Source organism: Simplicispira metamorpha, from assembly GCF_004341365.1.
In the GTDB taxonomy this organism is placed as follows: domain Bacteria; phylum Pseudomonadota; class Gammaproteobacteria; order Burkholderiales; family Burkholderiaceae_C; genus Simplicispira; species Simplicispira metamorpha.
Genome location: NZ_SLXH01000025.1, coordinates 17,373 through 34,191, shown reverse-complemented (window position 1 = coordinate 34,191; position 16,819 = coordinate 17,373). Strand labels below are relative to the sequence as shown.

Annotated in this window: 14 protein-coding genes; 9 read left to right on the top strand and 5 right to left on the bottom strand. The window is 63.8% G+C overall.

Going from position 1 to position 16,819, the window contains the following annotated elements:
* Window positions 1–22: 22 nt before the first annotated feature.
* The 4 genes from EV674_RS13125 to EV674_RS13110 all read left to right on the top strand — a co-directional run bounded on the left by EV674_RS13125 (window position 23) and on the right by EV674_RS13110 (window position 3,660).
* On the top strand, window positions 23–472 hold the full coding sequence (locus EV674_RS13125) for a type II secretion system protein N (RefSeq protein ID WP_119013776.1): 450 nt from the start codon (window positions 23–25) through the stop codon (window positions 470–472).
* Window positions 473–681: 209 nt separating this feature from the next.
* Window positions 682–1,263, top strand: coding sequence for a GbsR/MarR family transcriptional regulator (locus EV674_RS13120; RefSeq protein ID WP_193552700.1), 582 nt, complete (start codon window positions 682–684; stop codon window positions 1,261–1,263).
* 2 nt (window positions 1,264–1,265) lie between these two features.
* Window positions 1,266–2,639 carry a cytochrome ubiquinol oxidase subunit I gene (locus tag EV674_RS13115; RefSeq protein ID WP_119013778.1) on the top strand — a complete coding sequence of 458 codons (1,374 nt, stop codon included), beginning with the start codon at window positions 1,266–1,268 and terminating at the stop codon, window positions 2,637–2,639.
* A 10-nt stretch (window positions 2,640–2,649) separates the two neighbouring features.
* Window positions 2,650–3,660 carry a cytochrome d ubiquinol oxidase subunit II gene (locus tag EV674_RS13110; protein ID WP_119013779.1) on the top strand — a complete coding sequence of 337 codons (1,011 nt, stop codon included), beginning with the start codon at window positions 2,650–2,652 and terminating at the stop codon, window positions 3,658–3,660.
* Between the two features lie 48 nt (window positions 3,661–3,708).
* Here the strand turns inward: EV674_RS13110 and EV674_RS13105 are convergent, their stop codons facing one another.
* The 4 genes from EV674_RS13105 to ilvA form a co-directional block, all read right to left on the bottom strand.
* Window positions 3,709–4,293: a histidine phosphatase family protein gene (locus tag EV674_RS13105; protein WP_119013780.1), complete on the bottom strand. Its 585-nt coding sequence runs from the start codon at window positions 4,291–4,293 to the stop codon at window positions 3,709–3,711.
* Window positions 4,290–5,114: an adenosylcobinamide-GDP ribazoletransferase gene (locus EV674_RS13100; RefSeq protein ID WP_119013781.1), complete on the bottom strand. Its 825-nt coding sequence runs from the start codon at window positions 5,112–5,114 to the stop codon at window positions 4,290–4,292. The genes EV674_RS13105 and EV674_RS13100 overlap by 4 nt, the downstream gene beginning before the upstream one ends.
* 50 nt (window positions 5,115–5,164) lie before the next feature.
* Complete coding sequence (locus EV674_RS13095) at window positions 5,165–8,545, bottom strand: sensor domain-containing diguanylate cyclase (RefSeq protein ID WP_132750452.1); 3,381 nt, start codon at window positions 8,543–8,545, stop codon at window positions 5,165–5,167.
* A 138-nt stretch (window positions 8,546–8,683) separates the two neighbouring features.
* A complete protein-coding gene (gene ilvA, locus EV674_RS13090) occupies window positions 8,684–10,249 on the bottom strand; it encodes a threonine ammonia-lyase, biosynthetic (RefSeq protein ID WP_119013808.1) in 1,566 nt (521 codons plus the stop codon).
* 359 nt (window positions 10,250–10,608) lie between these two features.
* Here ilvA and EV674_RS13085 point away from each other — a divergent pair, with 359 nt between their 5' ends.
* Entirely contained in the window at window positions 10,609–11,058 is a 450-nt protein-coding gene (locus tag EV674_RS13085) for an OsmC family protein (protein ID WP_119013809.1), read from the top strand.
* A 39-nt stretch (window positions 11,059–11,097) separates the two neighbouring features.
* On the opposite strand, the gene coq7 is transcribed toward EV674_RS13085, so the two are convergent.
* Complete coding sequence (gene coq7 / locus EV674_RS13080) at window positions 11,098–11,715, bottom strand: 2-polyprenyl-3-methyl-6-methoxy-1,4-benzoquinone monooxygenase (protein ID WP_119013783.1); 618 nt, start codon at window positions 11,713–11,715, stop codon at window positions 11,098–11,100.
* A gap of 311 nt (window positions 11,716–12,026) precedes the next feature.
* Here coq7 and EV674_RS13075 point away from each other — a divergent pair, with 311 nt between their 5' ends.
* From EV674_RS13075 to EV674_RS13060, 4 genes are all read left to right on the top strand, one after another.
* The gene (locus EV674_RS13075; RefSeq protein ID WP_119013784.1) at window positions 12,027–12,959 is read left to right on the top strand and encodes a porin; all 933 of its coding nucleotides are present in this window, start codon (window positions 12,027–12,029) and stop codon (window positions 12,957–12,959) included.
* 205 nt (window positions 12,960–13,164) lie between these two features.
* Window positions 13,165–14,313: a porin gene (locus tag EV674_RS13070; RefSeq protein WP_119013785.1), complete on the top strand. Its 1,149-nt coding sequence runs from the start codon at window positions 13,165–13,167 to the stop codon at window positions 14,311–14,313.
* Between the two features lie 198 nt (window positions 14,314–14,511).
* A complete protein-coding gene (locus EV674_RS13065; protein ID WP_119013786.1) occupies window positions 14,512–15,492 on the top strand; it encodes an ABC transporter permease in 981 nt (326 codons plus the stop codon).
* The gene (locus EV674_RS13060; protein ID WP_119013787.1) at window positions 15,492–16,709 is read left to right on the top strand and encodes a M20 aminoacylase family protein; all 1,218 of its coding nucleotides are present in this window, start codon (window positions 15,492–15,494) and stop codon (window positions 16,707–16,709) included. Before EV674_RS13065 ends, EV674_RS13060 begins: the two co-directional genes overlap by 1 nt.
* Window positions 16,710–16,819: the final 110 nt, after the last annotated feature.

Here is a 16,819-nt window from a genome sequence, read left to right as displayed (position 1 = left end):
TCGGCTGAATGATAATCCTGCGATGGTGACAAATCTTGACCACAGCTGGGGCGTGCGCCTGGCAACCTTTGCACTGGCAGCGTTGGCAGCGGCCAGTGTGGCCTATTGGGGTTTGCGCCTGTCGGCTCCGGCAGCCACGCTGCCCGAGGCGGCTGTGGCAGTGGCGCCGCCCGCGCCCGATGTGCAGGCCATGGCCCGTTTGTTGGGTGCCGGGCCAGTGGCAGCACCGGCCGCAGCGCCCGCACCATCGGCGTCGAGCCGCTTTGCGCTGGTGGGGGTACTGGCCGGGCGCGACAGCGGTGGCGGCGTCGCCCTGATCGCGCTGGATGGCCAGCCACCCAAGCCGTACCGTGTCGGCGCGCAGGTCGATGCAGGTTGGGTGTTGCAGTCTCTCGGGCCGCGCCAGGCCCGCTTGGGGGCCGCGCTCAACGGCCAGGCTGCGCTGACGCTGGAAATGCCGCAGCGCCGCTAGGGCAACACACGCGGCAGCCTCCCACCAAACCAGGGCCTGCCCGCAAAAGACCTCCTGCGGTGCTGCGCTGCACCTGAAGCATCGCGAACCCGTTTTATGCACTTGCCTGCGGGCTGGGGTGGTGCGGCTAACGCCATTCCCATGTTGTCTTCGTTGTGAATTTTCAGTAATTACTGAAAATTCAATAATCGCAAGGCACAATTCTGTCCATGACCTACATCAATCCACTTCCTCCTCTGAACCGCCAGTTCGTGGCCCATTTTGGTGAAATGGGCAGCCGTTGGGGCATTAACCGCACTGTGGGCCAGATTTATGCACTGATTTTTTTGTCCCAGCGCGCTGTCAATGCCGATGAAATCGCTGAGGCGCTGGAGTTTTCGCGCTCCAACGTCAGCATGGGACTGAAGGAACTGCAAGCCTGGCGCCTGGTCAAACTGCGTCACCAGCCGGGTGACCGGCGTGAGTATTTCGAGGCGCCGCAGGATGTGTGGGAGATTTTCCGGGTGCTGGCCGAAGAGCGCCGCCGCCGCGAGATCGAGCCCACGCTGTCCATGCTGCGCATGGCCTTGCTGGAGGCGCCCGCCACCGAGGAAGAGCGCTACGCGCAAGAGCGCATGCGCGACATGCACGAGCTGATTGACCGGCTCATGACCTGGTTTGATGACGTGCAGCGGCTGGCGCCCGAAACCGCCTTGCAACTGATGGGCATGGGCACCGCTGTCACCCGCGTGCTGGAACTCAAAGACCGACTGACCGGCAAGGGTGGCCCGGCCAAAGACAAGGGGTTGTAACCATGGACACCTTCATGCTGGCACGGCTGCAGTTTGCGGCCAACATCAGTTTTCACATCCTGTTCCCCACCATCACCATCGCGCTGTGCTGGTTCCTGGTGTTTTTTCACCTGCGCCACAGTGCCACCCGGGGCACGCCGCAGGCCGCAGGCTGGGAGCAGGCGTATTACTTCTGGACAAAAGTGTTTGCGCTGACCTTTGCGCTGGGCGTGGTTTCGGGCATCACCATGAGCTTTCAGTTCGGCACCAACTGGCCGGGCTACATGGAGCGGGCGGGCAACATTGCCGGGCCGCTGCTGGGCTACGAGGTGCTCACGGCGTTCTTTCTGGAGGCCACCTTCCTGGGCATCATGCTGTTTGGCCGGGGCCGCGTGTCTGAGCGGGTGCACTTGGTTGCCACGTTGATGGTGGCCCTGGGCACCACGCTGTCGGCCTTCTGGATACTGAGCCTGAACTCGTGGATGCAGACGCCTGCGGGCTACGAAATCATTGATGGCCAATTCCACGCGGTGGACTGGTGGGCCATCGTGTTCAACCCGTCGTTCCCCTACCGTTTGGGCCACAAGCTGCTGGCCTCGGCTTTGACGGCAGGCTTTCTGATTGCGGGCGTCAGCGCCTGGCAGCTGCTCAAGGGCACGGCCACCGAAGGCACGCGCAAGGCGCTGCGCACGGCCGTGACAGCGGTGGCGGTGGTGATTCCGCTGCAAATCTTCATGGGCGACTTGCACGGCCTGAACACGCTGGAGCACCAGCCCGCCAAGATCGCTGCCATTGAAGGCATCTGGCACACCGAACGGGGCGCACCCCTGACGTTGTTTGGCCTGCCCAACGAAAAAGAGGGCCGCACCGACTACGCCCTGCAAATTCCCAAGGCCGCCAGCCTGGTGCTGGCGCACGACGCCAACGCCGAACTCAAGGGCCTGAACGAGTTTCCCGGTGCGCACCCGCCCGTGGCGCCGGTGTTCTGGGGCTTTCGCGTGATGGTGGGGATGGGCATGCTGATGCTGGCCGTGGCCTGGTGGGGCGCCTTCACGCTGTACCGCCGCCGTGGCCGCGACGCCAGCACCTGGCCCCGGCCCCTGTTGTGGACTTTGGTGGGCATGACCTTTTCCGGCTGGGTGGCCACGCTGGCGGGCTGGTACGTGACGGAAATTGGCCGCCAGCCGTATTTGGTGTATGGCCTGCTCAAGACGGCGGACGCCGTGGCGCCACACCCCCCGGCCATGCTGATGGGCACGTTGGTGGCCTACCTGACGGTGTATGTGTTGTTGCTGGCCGCCTACATCGGCGTCATCAAGTACATGGCCGAGCACTCCACCATGCCGACCCCGGCGGTGCGCCCCCCGGCCCCGCAGCCCCAAATCCAAACGCTGTGAGGAGTACCCCATGGAACAACTGACTCTGGCCACGGCGCTGCCGCTGGCTTTCATGGCCATCATGGGCCTGGCGCTGCTGGCTTACGTGGTGCTGGACGGCTACGACCTGGGCGTGGGCATCTTGCTGCCCTTTGCCACCGATGCAGAAAAAGACGTGATGGTGTCGAGCATCGGCCCCTTTTGGGATGCCAACGAGACCTGGCTGGTGCTGGGCGTGGGCGTGCTGCTGGTGGCGTTTCCGATGGCGCAGGGCGTGGTGCTGTCGGCGCTGTACCTGCCGGTGACGGTGATGCTGCTGGGCCTGGTGCTGCGCGGCGTGGCGTTTGACTTTCGCGTCAAGGCCCGCGACGCCCACAAGGCCACCTGGAACCGCATTTTTGCGGGCGGCTCTCTGGTCACGGCGCTGGCACAGGGCTGGATGCTGGGCGCTTACGTGACGGGCTTTCAGGACGACCTGTGGGGCTGGCTGTTTGCCGCAGGCATCGCCCTGACGCTGCCCGCTGCCTACGCTCTGCTGGGAGCTGGCTGGCTGCTGATGAAGGCCGAAGGCGACTTGCAGCGCAAAGCTGCGGCCTGGGGGCGCCGGGTGCTGTGGCCCATGGGGCTGGCACTGGTGGCGATTTCTGTGGCCACGCCGCTGGTCAGCGCCACGGTGCGGGCCAAGTGGTTTGTGCTGCCCGAGTTGTTTGTGCTGCTGCCCATCCCGCTGGCCTGTGCGGCGGCGTTTTGGGCCATCCGCCATGTGCTGCGCACGCCGCGCGTGGTGGAAGCGGGCTATGGCTGGATCGTCTTTGGCGGCATGGTGCTGATTTTTGTGCTGGCCTTTTTCGGTCTGGCCTACAGCCTGTACCCCTACATCGTGATCGACCGCATCACCGTCTGGCAGGCCGCCAGCGCGACCGAGTCGCTGGTGGTGATTGCGCTGGGCGTGGCGCTGACGCTGCCGGTCATCATCGTCTACACCATCTTCATGTACCGGGTGTTCTGGGGCAAGGCGCGCACGCTGACCTACGGGTTGTGAGGCGTGTGGGCGCGGGGCTCCCGTGGGCGCACCTGCCCCGTGCCCTGCTCAATCGAGCGCGATGGTGCTCCAGGCGCCAAACGCGGGCGCGGCCAGCGGCCACTGGTCGGCGCGCGGGGGCGTGCTGGGGCCGGGCGCTGTCTGCACCAGCCACTGCACGCAGCGCGCCACACCGGCGTGGGTGATCCAGAGCACATCGCGCTGCTGGCGCCGGGCAGTCTGGCGGGCCGCTTGCAGCGCTGCCGCCACACGCGCCAGCACGGCGACCAGGTTTTCGCCGCCGCCGGGGCGGTGCGCGGCAAAGTCGGCGGTCCAGGCGTCCAGGGCGGTGTGGCCGATGTCGTCCCAGGGGCGGCCCTCCCAGGCGCCAAAGTCCATTTCGGCCAGTCTGGCATCGGGTTTTGATACCAAATCGGGCCGCAAGCCTTGCAGAGTATGCGCGAGCAGCTCACATCTTTGTAGCGGCGAGTGGTGGGCGATCAGGCCCTGGGGCAGGCAGCCAGCCAGTTGGCGGGCGCTGTGGGTGGTGGCGGCGGGGTCGGCGGGCACGTCCAACGCGCCGTAGCAGTGGCCGGGGGCCATCAGCGGTTGTGCGTGGCGCACCAGCCAGAGCTGGCGTTGGGGCGCTGTCATGCGGCCACCCAAAGCGCCAGCGGCCCCAGCGCCAGCGCCGCGCCCAGGTAAAAGCCCACTTCGCTGACCTGCTGCACGGCACCCAGGCCGTCACCCGTGAAGCCCTGCAAGCGCCGCGCCAGGCGCCGCGCCATGTGCCCCGCAGCCAGGGCGCTGCACACCACGGCTGCTATTAAAAACAGAGCTGCTTGCGCTTTCCAGACAAGGGCCAGAGGCAAAAAACACCATAAACCAGCCGCTGCCAGGGCCTGGGCGCTGATCTGGTCGGCCAGCGGCTTGCTTTTGGAGCGGGCCGTATCACCCACATGCGGCAGCCACCGCACCAGCCACAGCGGCCACCAGCGCGAGAGCACATGGCCGCCCACCAGCGCGGCCAGCGCGGCGCTCAGGCTGTGCGCGCCCAGCAGGGCCAGCAGGCTGACCTTGGCCAGCAGCGCCAGCACCAGTGCCATGGCGCCAAAAGCGCCGATGCGCGAGTCTTTCATGATGTCCAGTGCGCGCTCGCGGTCGTAGCTGCCGCCCAGGCCGTCGGCCACATCGGCCAGACCGTCTTCGTGAAAACCGCCGGTGAGCAGCACGGTGGCGATGGTGCAGCCCACGGCAGCCACCGCTGGCGCCAGCGGGTTGGGCGCCAGCGCCCAGTGCAGCGCGCCATACGCCAGCGCCGCTGCCGCCGCCACCAGCCAGCCCACGCCCGGAAAGTGCGCGCTGCTGGCACGCAGCATGGCGGGGCTGAAGCCCACCCAGTCGGCCAGCCGCCCGGTGACGGGAATGCGCGTAAAAAACTGCACGGCCAGCAGGTAGTGGCGAAGGGCTTGCATCCAGAAAAAACCTTGAAAAAAGGCCCGTGTGGCCGGGCGTGAGCTGGTGGTCAGGGCGTGCCCGCCAGGGGCGCGCTCTCAGGGGGGAACATACCGGGCGACGAGAAATGGATAGTGTTGCGGCCCGACTCTTTGGCCTGGTACATCGCATCGTCTGCCTGCTTGAGGATCTCTTGGGGGCTGGCGCTGCCCCAGCCCGCCCACAAAGTAACGCCGATGCTGGCGGCGCAGTGGTGCTCGATGGTGCGCGCAGGCGCGTCTGGCTGGGGGGCCTTCAGGTGGTAGGGGCGGGCCAGCGCCAAGCGTATTTTCTCTGCCACGGCGATGGCCTGCGGCTGGGCCAGGTGGGTGTGGGCGCTCAGGCCCCCCAGCACCACCACAAACTCATCGCCGCCCAAACGCGCCACCGTATCGACTTCACGGATGCTGGCCACCAGCCGCGCGGCCACCTCGATCAGCAGCAGATCGCCCACGCCATGGCCATGCGTGTCATTGAGCGGTTTGAAGTTGTCCAGATCCAGCAGCATCAGCGCACCGTACTGCCTGGTGCGCTGGCTGCTGGCCAGGGCTTGCAGCAGCCGCTCGTCCAGCATGCGCCGGTTGGGCAAGCGTGTCAGGCTGTCGTAATAGGCCAGGTTGCGGATTTGCTCCTCGGCCTGTTTGCGCTCGGTGATGTTGGTGTGGACTATGACGGCGCCCAGTCGGCCTTCGGCCAGCGGCGAGACGGTCATGAAAAACCAGCGCTGCTCTGTCGGTGAGTGGCAGGCGTATTCCTGGTGAAAAGAGGGCAGTTTCCCGTCCAGCACGGCCTGGATGCCCTCCAGTGCACTGCGCGCCGTGTCGGTATGGCCCTGGTCGGTGAGGCAGGCGCCCAGGTAGTTCGCGCCCAGCTCGGTGTGGGGCGCCATTTGCCCAGGAATGCTGCTGTTTTGTACCGAGAACTGGCGCCACGCTTCATTGACCCCGACGATGCACCCGCGCTGGTCAATCACCACAATCTCGTTGGCCACCGAATTGAGCACGGCCTGTGCAAAGGCCTGGCTCTCGTGCAGGCGCTCCTCGGCCAGCGTTTTTTCAATGGTGATGCTGGCCAGCCTGGCGGTTTGTTCGATCAGGGCAATGTCGGTCGCGCTGGGGTGGTAGGTGCCACGGTGGTAAATCCCAAAAGTGCCCAGAACCCGGTGGGTGCCTGAGCGAATGGGTTGCGACCAGCATGCCCCCAGCCCGGCCTGCGCTGCCAAATCCTTGAAGTCGGCCCAGTAAGGGTGCGAGGCGATGTCCTCGACCACCACGCGCTCGCTGGTGAAGGCGGCAGTGCCGCAAGAGCCCACCCCCATGCCGATTTCCAGCCCTTCCAGGGCGGCGTTGTAGGCCTCTGGCAGGCTGGGTGCAATGCAGCGCTGCACGCGCTGGCCTGCCTCGTCGAGCAGCAAAATGCTGCACAGCTTGTCTGGGTGCAGTGCCTCGATGCCTTGGACGATGGCTTGCAAAATCGTTGCCAGCCCGTGGCCTGTGGCCAGCATTTCCAGGATGTGGCTGTAAAAGTGTTTGTAGTCGTCGCGCTGTTTGCGCTCGGAGATGTCGCGGGTGATGCCCAGCAGCCCTACATACCGCCCCTCGGCGTTGAGCACGCCATTGGCCGTGACCTCTGTCCAGACGGGGCTGCCGTCTTTGCGGGTGTGCTCCAGCTCGGCGTGGAATTGCGGTATGGGCAAGCCTGCCCGGATGGCCGCTGCGTTGCCTCGGATGGCCTCGTCAATCAGGAGCCTGGCTTGGGGCATCAGTGAATCGTGCAGCGTCTGCTGCATGGCCTCGACGCTGGTGTAGCCCAGCAGCTTGCGCACCGACGGGCTGACGTAGGTGAAGCGCCCCTGCATATCCAGCGTCCAGATCACATCGTTGGCGTTTTCGGCCAGCAGGCGGTAGCGCTCCTCGCTGGTTTTGAGGTCTTGCTCCATGCGTTTGCGGTCGGAAATATCCACGATCAGGCCCAGCATGGCGCTGCCCTGGCCGCCACCCAGATCAAACGCACGCCGCTGGTACAGGGCGGTGCGCACGATGCCATCGGCAAAAGCGATTTCGATCTCCTCGCTGGTCTGGCCGCCTTGGCTGAGCAGCGCCAGATCGGCGGCCTGGAAAGCTTCCCGTGCGGCCAGGGGAAGGTAGTCCAGCTCCAGCACCGTCTTGCCGACAAACACTTCGCGCCGGATGCCGAACGCCTCCTCGTAGGCGGTGTTGCAGGCCGTGAAAACGGTGTGTGCGTTCTTGATGAAAATTGGATTGGGCAGGGCGTCAATGAAGGCGGAAAACAGCCGCAGCTGCTTTTCCAGGGCTGATTTCTGCGCCTCCAGGCTGCCCACCAGGTGATTGAAGCCCATGATCAGCGTTCCAATCTCGTCCTGGCGCGCCACTGGCAGGGGCTGGGCTGGCACTTCGGTTGGGGACATGTGCGCCAGCATCTGGGCGGTGTCCAGCAGCGGCCAGAGTTCGCGCCGCAGCATCCACCAGGTCAGCGCGCCCGCCAGCACCGTCAGCAGCAGGGCAGCTGTGACCACACGCTGCTGCATGGCATGGATGGGTGCAAACGCTTCGGTGGCAGAGATGGATGCAGCCACCCCCCAATCCACCGCCGTCATGCGCCTGGCCGAGCCCATCACCTCAATGCCTTTGGGGTTGATGTACACCTGCGAGCCCTCAAAGCCGTCGATAAAACGGTCGATGGCCGCCGTGGTGCCGCGCGGTGGCAGGGGCTGCATGATGCGCTCTTTTTTGGTCGCGGCAATGATCAGGCGCTCTTGCCGTGCCACCAGAAAATAACTGCCTGTCTTGCCGTAAGGGCTCTGCGTCAGCTGGTCGAGGAAGTCAGCGTTTCGCAGCGCAATGACGCCAGCCAGCGTCCCGATGCTGCGCCCCGTGGCATCCCGGATCGGTGCGGCGATGCCAATCACCGGCACCGCCATTCTTTTGTCCATGACCGGGGTGCCGACCACGGTCTGACCGTCCTTCATCGCCATGGCCACGGCGGCGCGGTCTATGAAGTTGACGCCAGTGCGCCCCAGGGCGCGGGGTGTTTCGGCCACCGCCATGCCATCGGCGCGGGTAATGAGCACGCCCCCGCTGAACAGGCTGGGCAGCAGGGGCTGGCTGTCCAGAAGGTGCTGTAGCCCGGCGCTGTCGGCCATCGCTTCTGGCCCGATGCTGTTGGCCAGCAGCGTCAGTGCCTGGATGCGCTCGTGCAGATGGGCGTCGGCAGCCCGGGCGATGAAGGACACCACCGCCAACTGCTGCTCGCTCAGCTGCTGCTGCATGTCCTGGCGCAACATCCGGCTGGCATACAAGGTCAGCGACCACAGGCTGGCGACAAAAATCACCAGCATGAACAACGTGATGCGGGCCTTGAGCGAGCCAGGGATGCGAATTTTGGAAAGCATGGCGTGCGTGTGCCGTGGCACTCTGGCGATCGAGGCGGCGTTGCTGAAAAACCGGGTCAGGTACAGAGATTCAAAATTGATAGCTGCCAGCGCTTACTGCATAAGCACAGGCAGCCATTTTGACTGTTATCTCTGCCCTCAGGCTTGCGGCGTCTGCAAGAACAGCCGGTAGGCCGGGTTGAGCGTTTCCTCGACATACGGATAGCCCAGCGTGGCCAAAAAGGCGGCAAAAGCATCGGCGTCTTCGGGGGGCACCTGCAAACCCACCAGGATGCGGCCATAGTCGGCGCCCTGGTTGCGGTAGTGGAACAGCGAGATGTTCCACGTCGGCTGCATCAGGCTCAAGAACTTGAGCAGTGCGCCGGGCCGCTCGGGAAAGACAAAGCGCAGCAGCCGCTCGTCCTGCGCCAGCGCCGAGTGGCCACCCACCAGGTGGCGCAGGTGCTCTTTGGCCAGCTCGTCGTGCGTCAAGTCCAGCGCACCAAAGCCGTGCTGGCTGAAGGTTTGCGCCAGTTGCGCCGACTCGCCCTTGCCCTGTGTGGTCAGCCCGACAAACACGTGGGCGCGGTGGGCATCGCTGATGCGGTAGGTGAACTCGGTGACGTTGCGCGGGCCGCCGGGCAGGCCGCCAATCACCTCGCAAAAGCGCCGAAAGCTGCCGCGCTCTTCGGGGATGGTGACGGCCAGCAGGGCCTCGCGCTCCTCGCCCACTTCGGCGCGCTCGGCCACAAAGCGCAGGCGGTCAAAGTTCATGTTGGCGCCGCACAAAATGGCGGCGTAGGTTTCGCCCTGCGTCTGGTGCTGGGCCACGTACTGCTTGATGGCGGCCACCGCCAGCGCACCGGCGGGTTCGACGATGCTGCGCGTATCGACAAACACGTCCTTGATGGCCGCGCAGACGGCATCGGTATCGACGGTGATGAACCCATCGACCAGCCCCTGGGCGATGCGGAAGGTTTCTTCGCCCACCAGCTTGACGGCGGTGCCGTCCGAGAACAGTCCCACATCGGGCAGCGTGACGCGCTCGCCGTGGGCCACCGACTGCGCCATGGCGTCGGAGTCGTTCATCTGCACGCCGATCACCTTGATCTCGGGGCGCACGGCCTTGATGTAGTTGGCCACGCCGGAGATCAGGCCGCCGCCGCCAATGGCCACGAACACCGCATCCAGCCGGTGGCTGCCCAGCTGGGGCAGCTGGCGCAGGATTTCCATGGCGATGGTGCCCTGGCCCGCGATCACGTCAGGGTCGTCAAAGGGGTGGACGAAGGTCAGGCCCAGCTCTTTTTCGAGCTTGACGGAATGGGCGTAGGCATCGGAGTAGCTCTCGCCAGCCAGCACCACCTCGCCGCCCAGGGCGCGCACGGCGTCGATCTTGAGCTGCGGCGTGGTGGTCGGCATGACGATGATGGCGCGCGTACCCAGCTTTTGCGCGCTCATGGCCACGCCCTGGGCGTGGTTGCCCGCGGATGCGCAGATCACGCCGCGCTCGAGCTGGCCCGGCGTGAGGTGGGCCATCTTGTTGTAGGCGCCGCGCAGCTTGAAGCTGAACACGGGCTGCTGGTCTTCGCGCTTGAGCAGCACCTTGTTGTGCAGGCGCTGGCTCAGGTTTTTGGCCAGCTCCAGGTGGGTTTCGGTGGCCACGTCGTACACGCGCGCGGTCAGGATCTTTTTCAGGTAATCGAGGGGAGTGAGTTGCTGGGTCATGGTGGGGGTGCCAGGAAAGTTCGCAGCAATCATAGGCGCCCGCATCCAGGCACTGCCTCCAGGAAAAGACCAAAAAAAAGCCCCAGGCCGTGAGGCTTGGGGCTGAATCCATCCTTTGAGGAGATGGAGGAGACAAACGTTGCGAGGGCAGGTGGCATAGCCACTTTGCCGGTGCCTGTTGCAATCAACTGGCAGCGCTGGATGGGAGTTTACCCTAATTGCCGTGTGAATGTTGCGTCGCAACAAAATCCGGGACAATTCAGGGGTTAAAGCAATCTTTGCCCTGTTCCATGTGGCTGCACGTGGGGGTGGGCAAGGCGCTCAGGCAAAAATCATTTCACATAACAAAGGTCATCGGCATGGAATGCACAGTGAGTTGGACAGGTGGCGCGGGCACGCGCTCAGGCATGGGTTTTGTGGCAGAGACGGGCAGCGGCCATGTGCTGACCATGGATGGTGCGCCCGACGCTGCCAACCCCGCCAACGGTGGCCAGAACCTGGCGCCCCGGCCCATGGAAACGGTGCTGGCCGGCACGGGCGGTTGCACTGCCTATGACGTGGTCTTGATCCTGAAGCGCGGGCGCCATGATGTGCGCGGTTGCAGCGTCAAGCTGACCACCGAGCGCGCCGCCACCGATCCCAAGGTGTTCACCGCCATCCACATGCACTTCACCGTGACCGGCAAAGGCCTGGCTGCGCCCGTCGTGGAGCGCGCCATTGCCATGAGCCATGACAAATACTGCTCGGCCAGCATCATGCTGGGCAAGACAGCGGCCATCACCACCAGCTTTGAGGTGCTGGAGGCCTGACAAACGGTATGGCCCCCAGCAAAGTGCAGCGCATTCAGTTCAGATGTAATGCGCTGTGGTGGTCATGACCTTGGCTGCTGCCTGCATCAGCGCCCGCGCGGGCAGTGGAATGTCCACGGCGCCTGCGGCCAGCGCGTTGGCCGCATGGCGCTCTTCGTCGTCCTTCATGCGCTCGACGATGGCGCGCGAGGCCAAATCTTGTTCCGGCAACCGATCAAGGTGGCTTTGCAGGTGCGCGGCCACCTGGGTTTCGGTTTCCACCACAAAGCCCAGGCTCATGGCGTCACTCACTTTGGAGGCCACCACCCCCAGCGCAAATGCGCCCGCGTACCACAGCGGGTTGAGCAGGCTGGGGCGCGTGCCCAGCTCTTGCAGGCGCTCGCGCGTCCAAGCTAGGTGGTCGCCCTCTTCTCGGGCGGCCTCCAGCAGGTGGGCGCGCAATTGCGGGTCTTTGGTGACAGCGGCCTGGGCGGTATACAGCGCCTGTGCGCACACTTCGCCCACATGGTTGACGCGCATCAATGCCCCCGACAAGCGCTGCTCTGCGGCGTCGAGATCACCAACGGGATGTTGCTTTCCGGGCGATTCTTCATTGGCGCGTGGTGTGGCAAAGAGCGTGCGCAGGGCTGCATCGGCAGCGGTGAGTAATTGATCCATCGGTTTCTCCTGAGATTTGTTTGCTGCGAAATTTTCATTCGGATACAAAAAAGCAGGTTTTTGGACTTGACGTGGTCTCCAGACGGATTGGTCAGTGCCATCTCCCCCGCTATGTTGCAGGCGTGCAACGAATTTTGGCTTTGGCGCCCATTGTGGGTGAATTCCTTTGCGAAACTGTCCCGTGTCTGGTGCAATAGATACAACTTCCCCACCAGGAGGTTGGCCCGGGGAACCGGCGGGACTGAGCAGGTGCCACAACACCCAAGACCCCCCGTACCGGCGCCCTATGTTTAACCTTGGAGTAACTCGCAATGAAAAAATCCCTGATTGCCCTGGCCGTGCTGGCTGCTTCCGGCGTCGCCATGGCTCAATCTTCCGTCACTCTGTACGGCGTGGCTGACCTCGGCTTGGTCAAATCCAACGGCATTTCCGCTCAAATGACCGGCAATGGCACCATGAACAACGGCAACAGCCGTCTGGGCGTGCGCGGCGTGGAAGACCTGGGTGGCGGCCTGAAGGCTTCCTTCAACTTCGAGCAAGGCATCAACGCTGAATCCGGCAAGACCGATGCCAACACATTCCAACGCGCTGCATGGTTGGGTCTGTCGGGCAACTTCGGCTCCGTGCGTCTGGGCCGTTCGCTGACTCCTAGCTACTACGGCATGGCTGCCTGGGAACTGACTGGCGCCGCCAACTACTCGGCTGCTGCCAACCAATTCGGTTTCGTGGCCGCTGGTTCGCGTAACGACAGCCAATTCGCCTACACCACCCCCAATTTCGGTGGTTTCAGCGCAACCGTGGGCTACATCATGAAGCCCGACAACGGTGGCAATGCCAAGTATGACCTGAACGTCATCTACGCAAACGGCCCCATCGCTGCTGCTCTGTCGTACAACAAGGTCAAGGACTTCAAGGGCAATGCTTCCTTGGGCGGTTCTTACGACTTCGGCGTGGCCAAGATCGCTGCTTCGTGGCAAGACGGCTACAAGGGCGGCAAGGGCATTGCTGGCGAACAAAAGCAAAGCGGCTTCACCATTGGCGGTACTGTTCCAGTCGGTGCTTTCTCTGTGACCCTGGACATCGCTCGCGACACCAAGGCTAAGGACACCGACGTGGTCGTCGAAGGCAAGTACGCCCTGTCCAAGCGCACCTTCGCTTACGCCGCTTACTACAAAGACGGCGAAAAGAAGCTGACTACTGGCGCCAAGAACCACCTGGGCCTGGGCATTCGCCACAACTTCTAATCACCCGCTGGCATAAGCCAGTCGTGATATAGAAAAAGCCGCCAACCTTCGGGTTGGCGGCTTTGGTTTTTTCGGGGTCAAAAATGGAGTGAGGGCTCTAATCAGCGCTATCACGTGTAGGCCATTTGCAACAAGCGGTTTTTGTCAGTAATGCTCTTACTACACTGAATTGGTCGTAACCAACTACAGAAAGAGAGACAACGACATGAAGAAAAACACGTTCAAGCAGGTGGGTGTTCTGGGGGTCGTGGCCTTGGCGTCGGCAACGGCCTGTGCGCAAGGCAGTGCTGAACAAAGCAGCAGTGTGCAGCTGTACGGCATCGTCGATCTGGCGTATCGCCGCACTACCAACGAAGGCCCAGCGACCAACCCTGGCGAGTCATTGAGCCAGATGGTGGGTGGCGGCATGTCGCAAAGCCGCTGGGGTATCAACGTTACGGAAGACCTGGGCGGTGGCCTCAAAGCGCTGGTCAATATGGAAAACCGTTTTACCGCCAACAACGGTGCCAATACCTCGCCAGCGTTCCAGCAGTCCTGGCTGGGTTTGCAGGGGGGCTTCGGGCGTGTCACTTTTGGCCGCCAATACAACATCCTGTTTGATCTGGTGACCAGCACCTATGCGTCTTACCCTTATTCGCCCTACATGGAGATTTACAAGCCGGAAATCGGCTTTGCGCTGGGCGCGCGCCAGAACGAGATGATCAAGTACATGGCCGAGGTGGGGCCTGTGCGGGGCGCTTTGCAGTATTCCTTTGACGCCAACAGCCCGACAGGCGGCAAGACCGTGGGCGGCTACCTGCGCTATGCCGCAGATGGCCTGGCCGCTGGCATGGGCTACCAGAACTATGAGTTTGCTTCGGGCAAGAAAGTCAAAGCCTGGACGCTGGGCGGCTCCTACCGCACCGGCCCCTGGTACATCAACCTGGGCTACGGCGAGAACAAGGTCGATCAACTGACCAGCCCGGTGGACTTTGCCGTGCTCAGCGCCATGTGGCAGGGCACGATCAACGGTGGCTTTGGGGGCCCCGCATTCCTGGCCGCCAACAAGCGCACGATTTACAAACTGGGTGTGGGCTACCAGGTGACGCCCCAACTCAACGTGGCCGCCCACTATTTCCATGCCAAGCAAACTGGCCCCGTGGCCATGGCAGATGCCAAGGCCAACTTCTTCACCATGGCGGCAGACTACGCATTCTCCAAGCGCACGGACGCTTACCTGGAGGTGGATCACACCAAGCTCAAAGGCGCCGTCAGCCTGAGCAGCGCGGCTGCCGTTTCTGCCACCAACCCGACTGGCGCCAACGGTGCCAAGTCGCGCACGGGCTTTACCATCGGTATCCGCCACCGGTTCTGACGCAGGCCATTGCCCGCACGCTGTAAAGGCTCCGAAGTACCGGGGCCTTTGCATTGGTGGGCGCACAAGCATCCTCGTTTTCGTTCCATGCTGTGCCTGCCCCTGCGGCTGCCAGTGCGGTGGAACTGCTTTATCCTTGTCCGCTTTGTCGCCGCAGCCCGTCTGCGGCGTTATCGACCACACACACCACCTTTTTTGATGCTTGCTTTCATACTGCGCCGCCTGATCCAGGCGGTGATGGTCATGGTCACGGTGGCCCTGGTGTCGTTCATGCTGTTCCAGTATGTGGGCGACCCCGTGGTGTTCTTGCTCGGGCAGGACGCCACGCCCGAGCAGATCCGTGCCCTGCGCGCCGATCTGGGGCTGGACCAGCCTTTCATCGTGCAGTTCTGGCACTTTCTGCTCAATGCGGCGCAGGGGGAGTTTGGCCTGAGCCTGCGCCAGGGCGCCAAGGTGTCCAGCCTGATGGCAGAGCGTTTTCCGGCCACGCTGGAGTTGGCCCTGGTGGCCGCTTTTCTGGCGCTGGCCGTGGGCGTGCCCATGGGGGTCTATGCCGCGCTCAAGCGGGGCACCTTCACCAGCCAGTTGTTCATGACGCTCTCGTTGCTGGGCGTATCGCTGCCCACGTTCCTGATCGGCATCCTGTTGATTCTGGTGTTTTCCGTGACGCTGGGCTGGTTTCCCAGCTTTGGCCGGGGTGAGGTGGTGCAACTGGGCTGGTGGAGCACGGGGCTGCTCACGCTCAAGGGCTGGCACCACATCACGCTGCCGGCCATCACGCTGGCGATTTTTCAGCTCACGCTGATCATGCGGCTGGTGCGCGCTGAAATGCTGGAAGTGCTGCGCACCGACTACATCAAGTTTGCCCGGGCGCGCGGCCTGTCTGACCGGGCCATCCACTTCGGCCATGCCCTGAAAAACACCTTGGTGCCGGTGATGACCATCACCGGCCTGCAATTGGGCGGGCTGATTGCCTTTGCCATCATCACCGAGACGGTGTTCCAGTGGCCCGGCATGGGCCTGTTGTTCATCCAGGCGGTGACGTTTGCCGATATTCCCGTCATGGCCGCCTATTTGTGTCTGATTGCGCTGATTTTTGTGGTCATCAACCTGGTGGTGGATTTGTTGTATTTCGTTGTGGACCCGCGCCTGCGCGTGGGCCAGGCAGGGGGGCACTGATGGCGTTCTCGCGTTGGAAAATCGGGGGCCGGGCCTTTGCCCATATCGCCCAGTACCACCCGGAGCTGACCGCGCTGCGCCGCGACCTGCACGCCCACCCGGAGCTGGGTTTTGAAGAGGTCTACACGGCGGCCCGCGTGGTCGAGGCGCTCAAGGTGTGCGGCGTCGATGAAGTGCATACCGGCATTGGCCGCACCGGCGTGGTCGGGGTGATCCGGGGGTGCGGGCAATCGAGCGGCGCCATGGTGGGCCTGCGCGCCGACATGGACGCGCTGCCCATGGCCGAGCACAACGACTTTGCCTGGAAGTCGGGCAAGCCCGGCCTTATGCATGGCTGCGGCCACGACGGCCACACCGCCATGCTGGTGGGTGCTGCGCGCTACCTGGCGGCCACGCGCCAGTTTGATGGCACAGCGGTGCTGATTTTTCAGCCCGGCGAAGAAGGCTTTGCCGGTGCCCGCGTGATGATGGAAGACGGCCTGTTCGAGCGCTTTCCGGTGCAGTCCATCTACGCCATGCACAACTGGCCCGCCATGCAACCGGGCACCGTGGGCATCAACAGCGGCGCCATGATGGCCGCTGCTGACCGCGTCACCATCCACATTGCCGGGCGCGGCGGCCACGGCGCCCACGCTTACCAGACGGTGGATGTGGTGCTGGTGGCCGCGCACATCATCACCGCCGTGCAAGGCATCGTGGCGCGCAACGTGCGGCCACTCGATAGCGCCGTCATCAGCCTGTGCGCAGTGCAGGCGGGCGACCTGGGCGCCTTCAGCGTGCTGCCGGGCACCGCCACCCTGGTGGGCACGGTGCGCAGTTTTGACCCCGCCGTGCAGGCCATGGTGGAGCAGCGCCTGAAAGAGCTGTGCAGCGCCATCGCCCTGGGCTTTGGCGCCACGGCCACGGTGCAGTACGAGCGCATTTACCCCGCCACCATCAACACCGAAAGCGAAGCGCTGTTTGCGGGCGATGTGGCCGAGCGCCTGGTGGGCGCCGACAACGTGGTGCGCGACCTCGAACCCAGCATGGGCGCAGAAGACTTCTCTTTCATGCTGCAAAGCAAGCCAGGCGCCTACCTGCGCCTGGGCCAGGGCGGTGGCCCCAGCGCCTGTGCGTTGCACAACAGCCGCTACGACTTCAACGACGACATCCTGCCGCTGGGCGCCGCCTTGCACGCCAGCCTGGTCGAGCAGGCCATGCCCCTGGCCACGCCGTAAGGCCCCCGCAGCAGCACCAGTGGCACACCACCATCGCACCATGAAATTCAAGCAAAAAACGGCTCCAAGCCACGCCAGTCAAGCGCGATCAGCTATTTTTTCAGTAGCGA

Excerpts from the sequence above, each read along its gene's own strand:
- EV674_RS13125 (WP_119013776.1), top strand. The coding sequence starts at position 23 with ATGGTGACAAATCTTGACCACAGCTGGGGCGTGCGCCTGGCAACCTTT.
- EV674_RS13120 (WP_193552700.1), top strand. The coding sequence starts at position 682 with ATGACCTACATCAATCCACTTCCTCCTCTGAACCGCCAGTTCGTGGCC.
- EV674_RS13115 (WP_119013778.1), top strand. The coding sequence starts at position 1,266 with ATGGACACCTTCATGCTGGCACGGCTGCAGTTTGCGGCCAACATCAGT.
- EV674_RS13110 (WP_119013779.1), top strand. The coding sequence starts at position 2,650 with ATGGAACAACTGACTCTGGCCACGGCGCTGCCGCTGGCTTTCATGGCC.
- EV674_RS13105 (WP_119013780.1), bottom strand. The coding sequence starts at position 4,293 with ATGACAGCGCCCCAACGCCAGCTCTGGCTGGTGCGCCACGCACAACCG.
- EV674_RS13100 (WP_119013781.1), bottom strand. The coding sequence starts at position 5,114 with ATGCAAGCCCTTCGCCACTACCTGCTGGCCGTGCAGTTTTTTACGCGC.
- EV674_RS13095 (WP_132750452.1), bottom strand. The coding sequence starts at position 8,545 with ATGCTTTCCAAAATTCGCATCCCTGGCTCGCTCAAGGCCCGCATCACG.
- ilvA (WP_119013808.1), bottom strand. The coding sequence starts at position 10,249 with ATGACCCAGCAACTCACTCCCCTCGATTACCTGAAAAAGATCCTGACC.
- EV674_RS13085 (WP_119013809.1), top strand. The coding sequence starts at position 10,609 with ATGGAATGCACAGTGAGTTGGACAGGTGGCGCGGGCACGCGCTCAGGC.
- coq7 (WP_119013783.1), bottom strand. The coding sequence starts at position 11,715 with ATGGATCAATTACTCACCGCTGCCGATGCAGCCCTGCGCACGCTCTTT.
- EV674_RS13075 (WP_119013784.1), top strand. The coding sequence starts at position 12,027 with ATGAAAAAATCCCTGATTGCCCTGGCCGTGCTGGCTGCTTCCGGCGTC.
- EV674_RS13070 (WP_119013785.1), top strand. The coding sequence starts at position 13,165 with ATGAAGAAAAACACGTTCAAGCAGGTGGGTGTTCTGGGGGTCGTGGCC.
- EV674_RS13065 (WP_119013786.1), top strand. The coding sequence starts at position 14,512 with ATGCTTGCTTTCATACTGCGCCGCCTGATCCAGGCGGTGATGGTCATG.
- EV674_RS13060 (WP_119013787.1), top strand. The coding sequence starts at position 15,492 with ATGGCGTTCTCGCGTTGGAAAATCGGGGGCCGGGCCTTTGCCCATATC.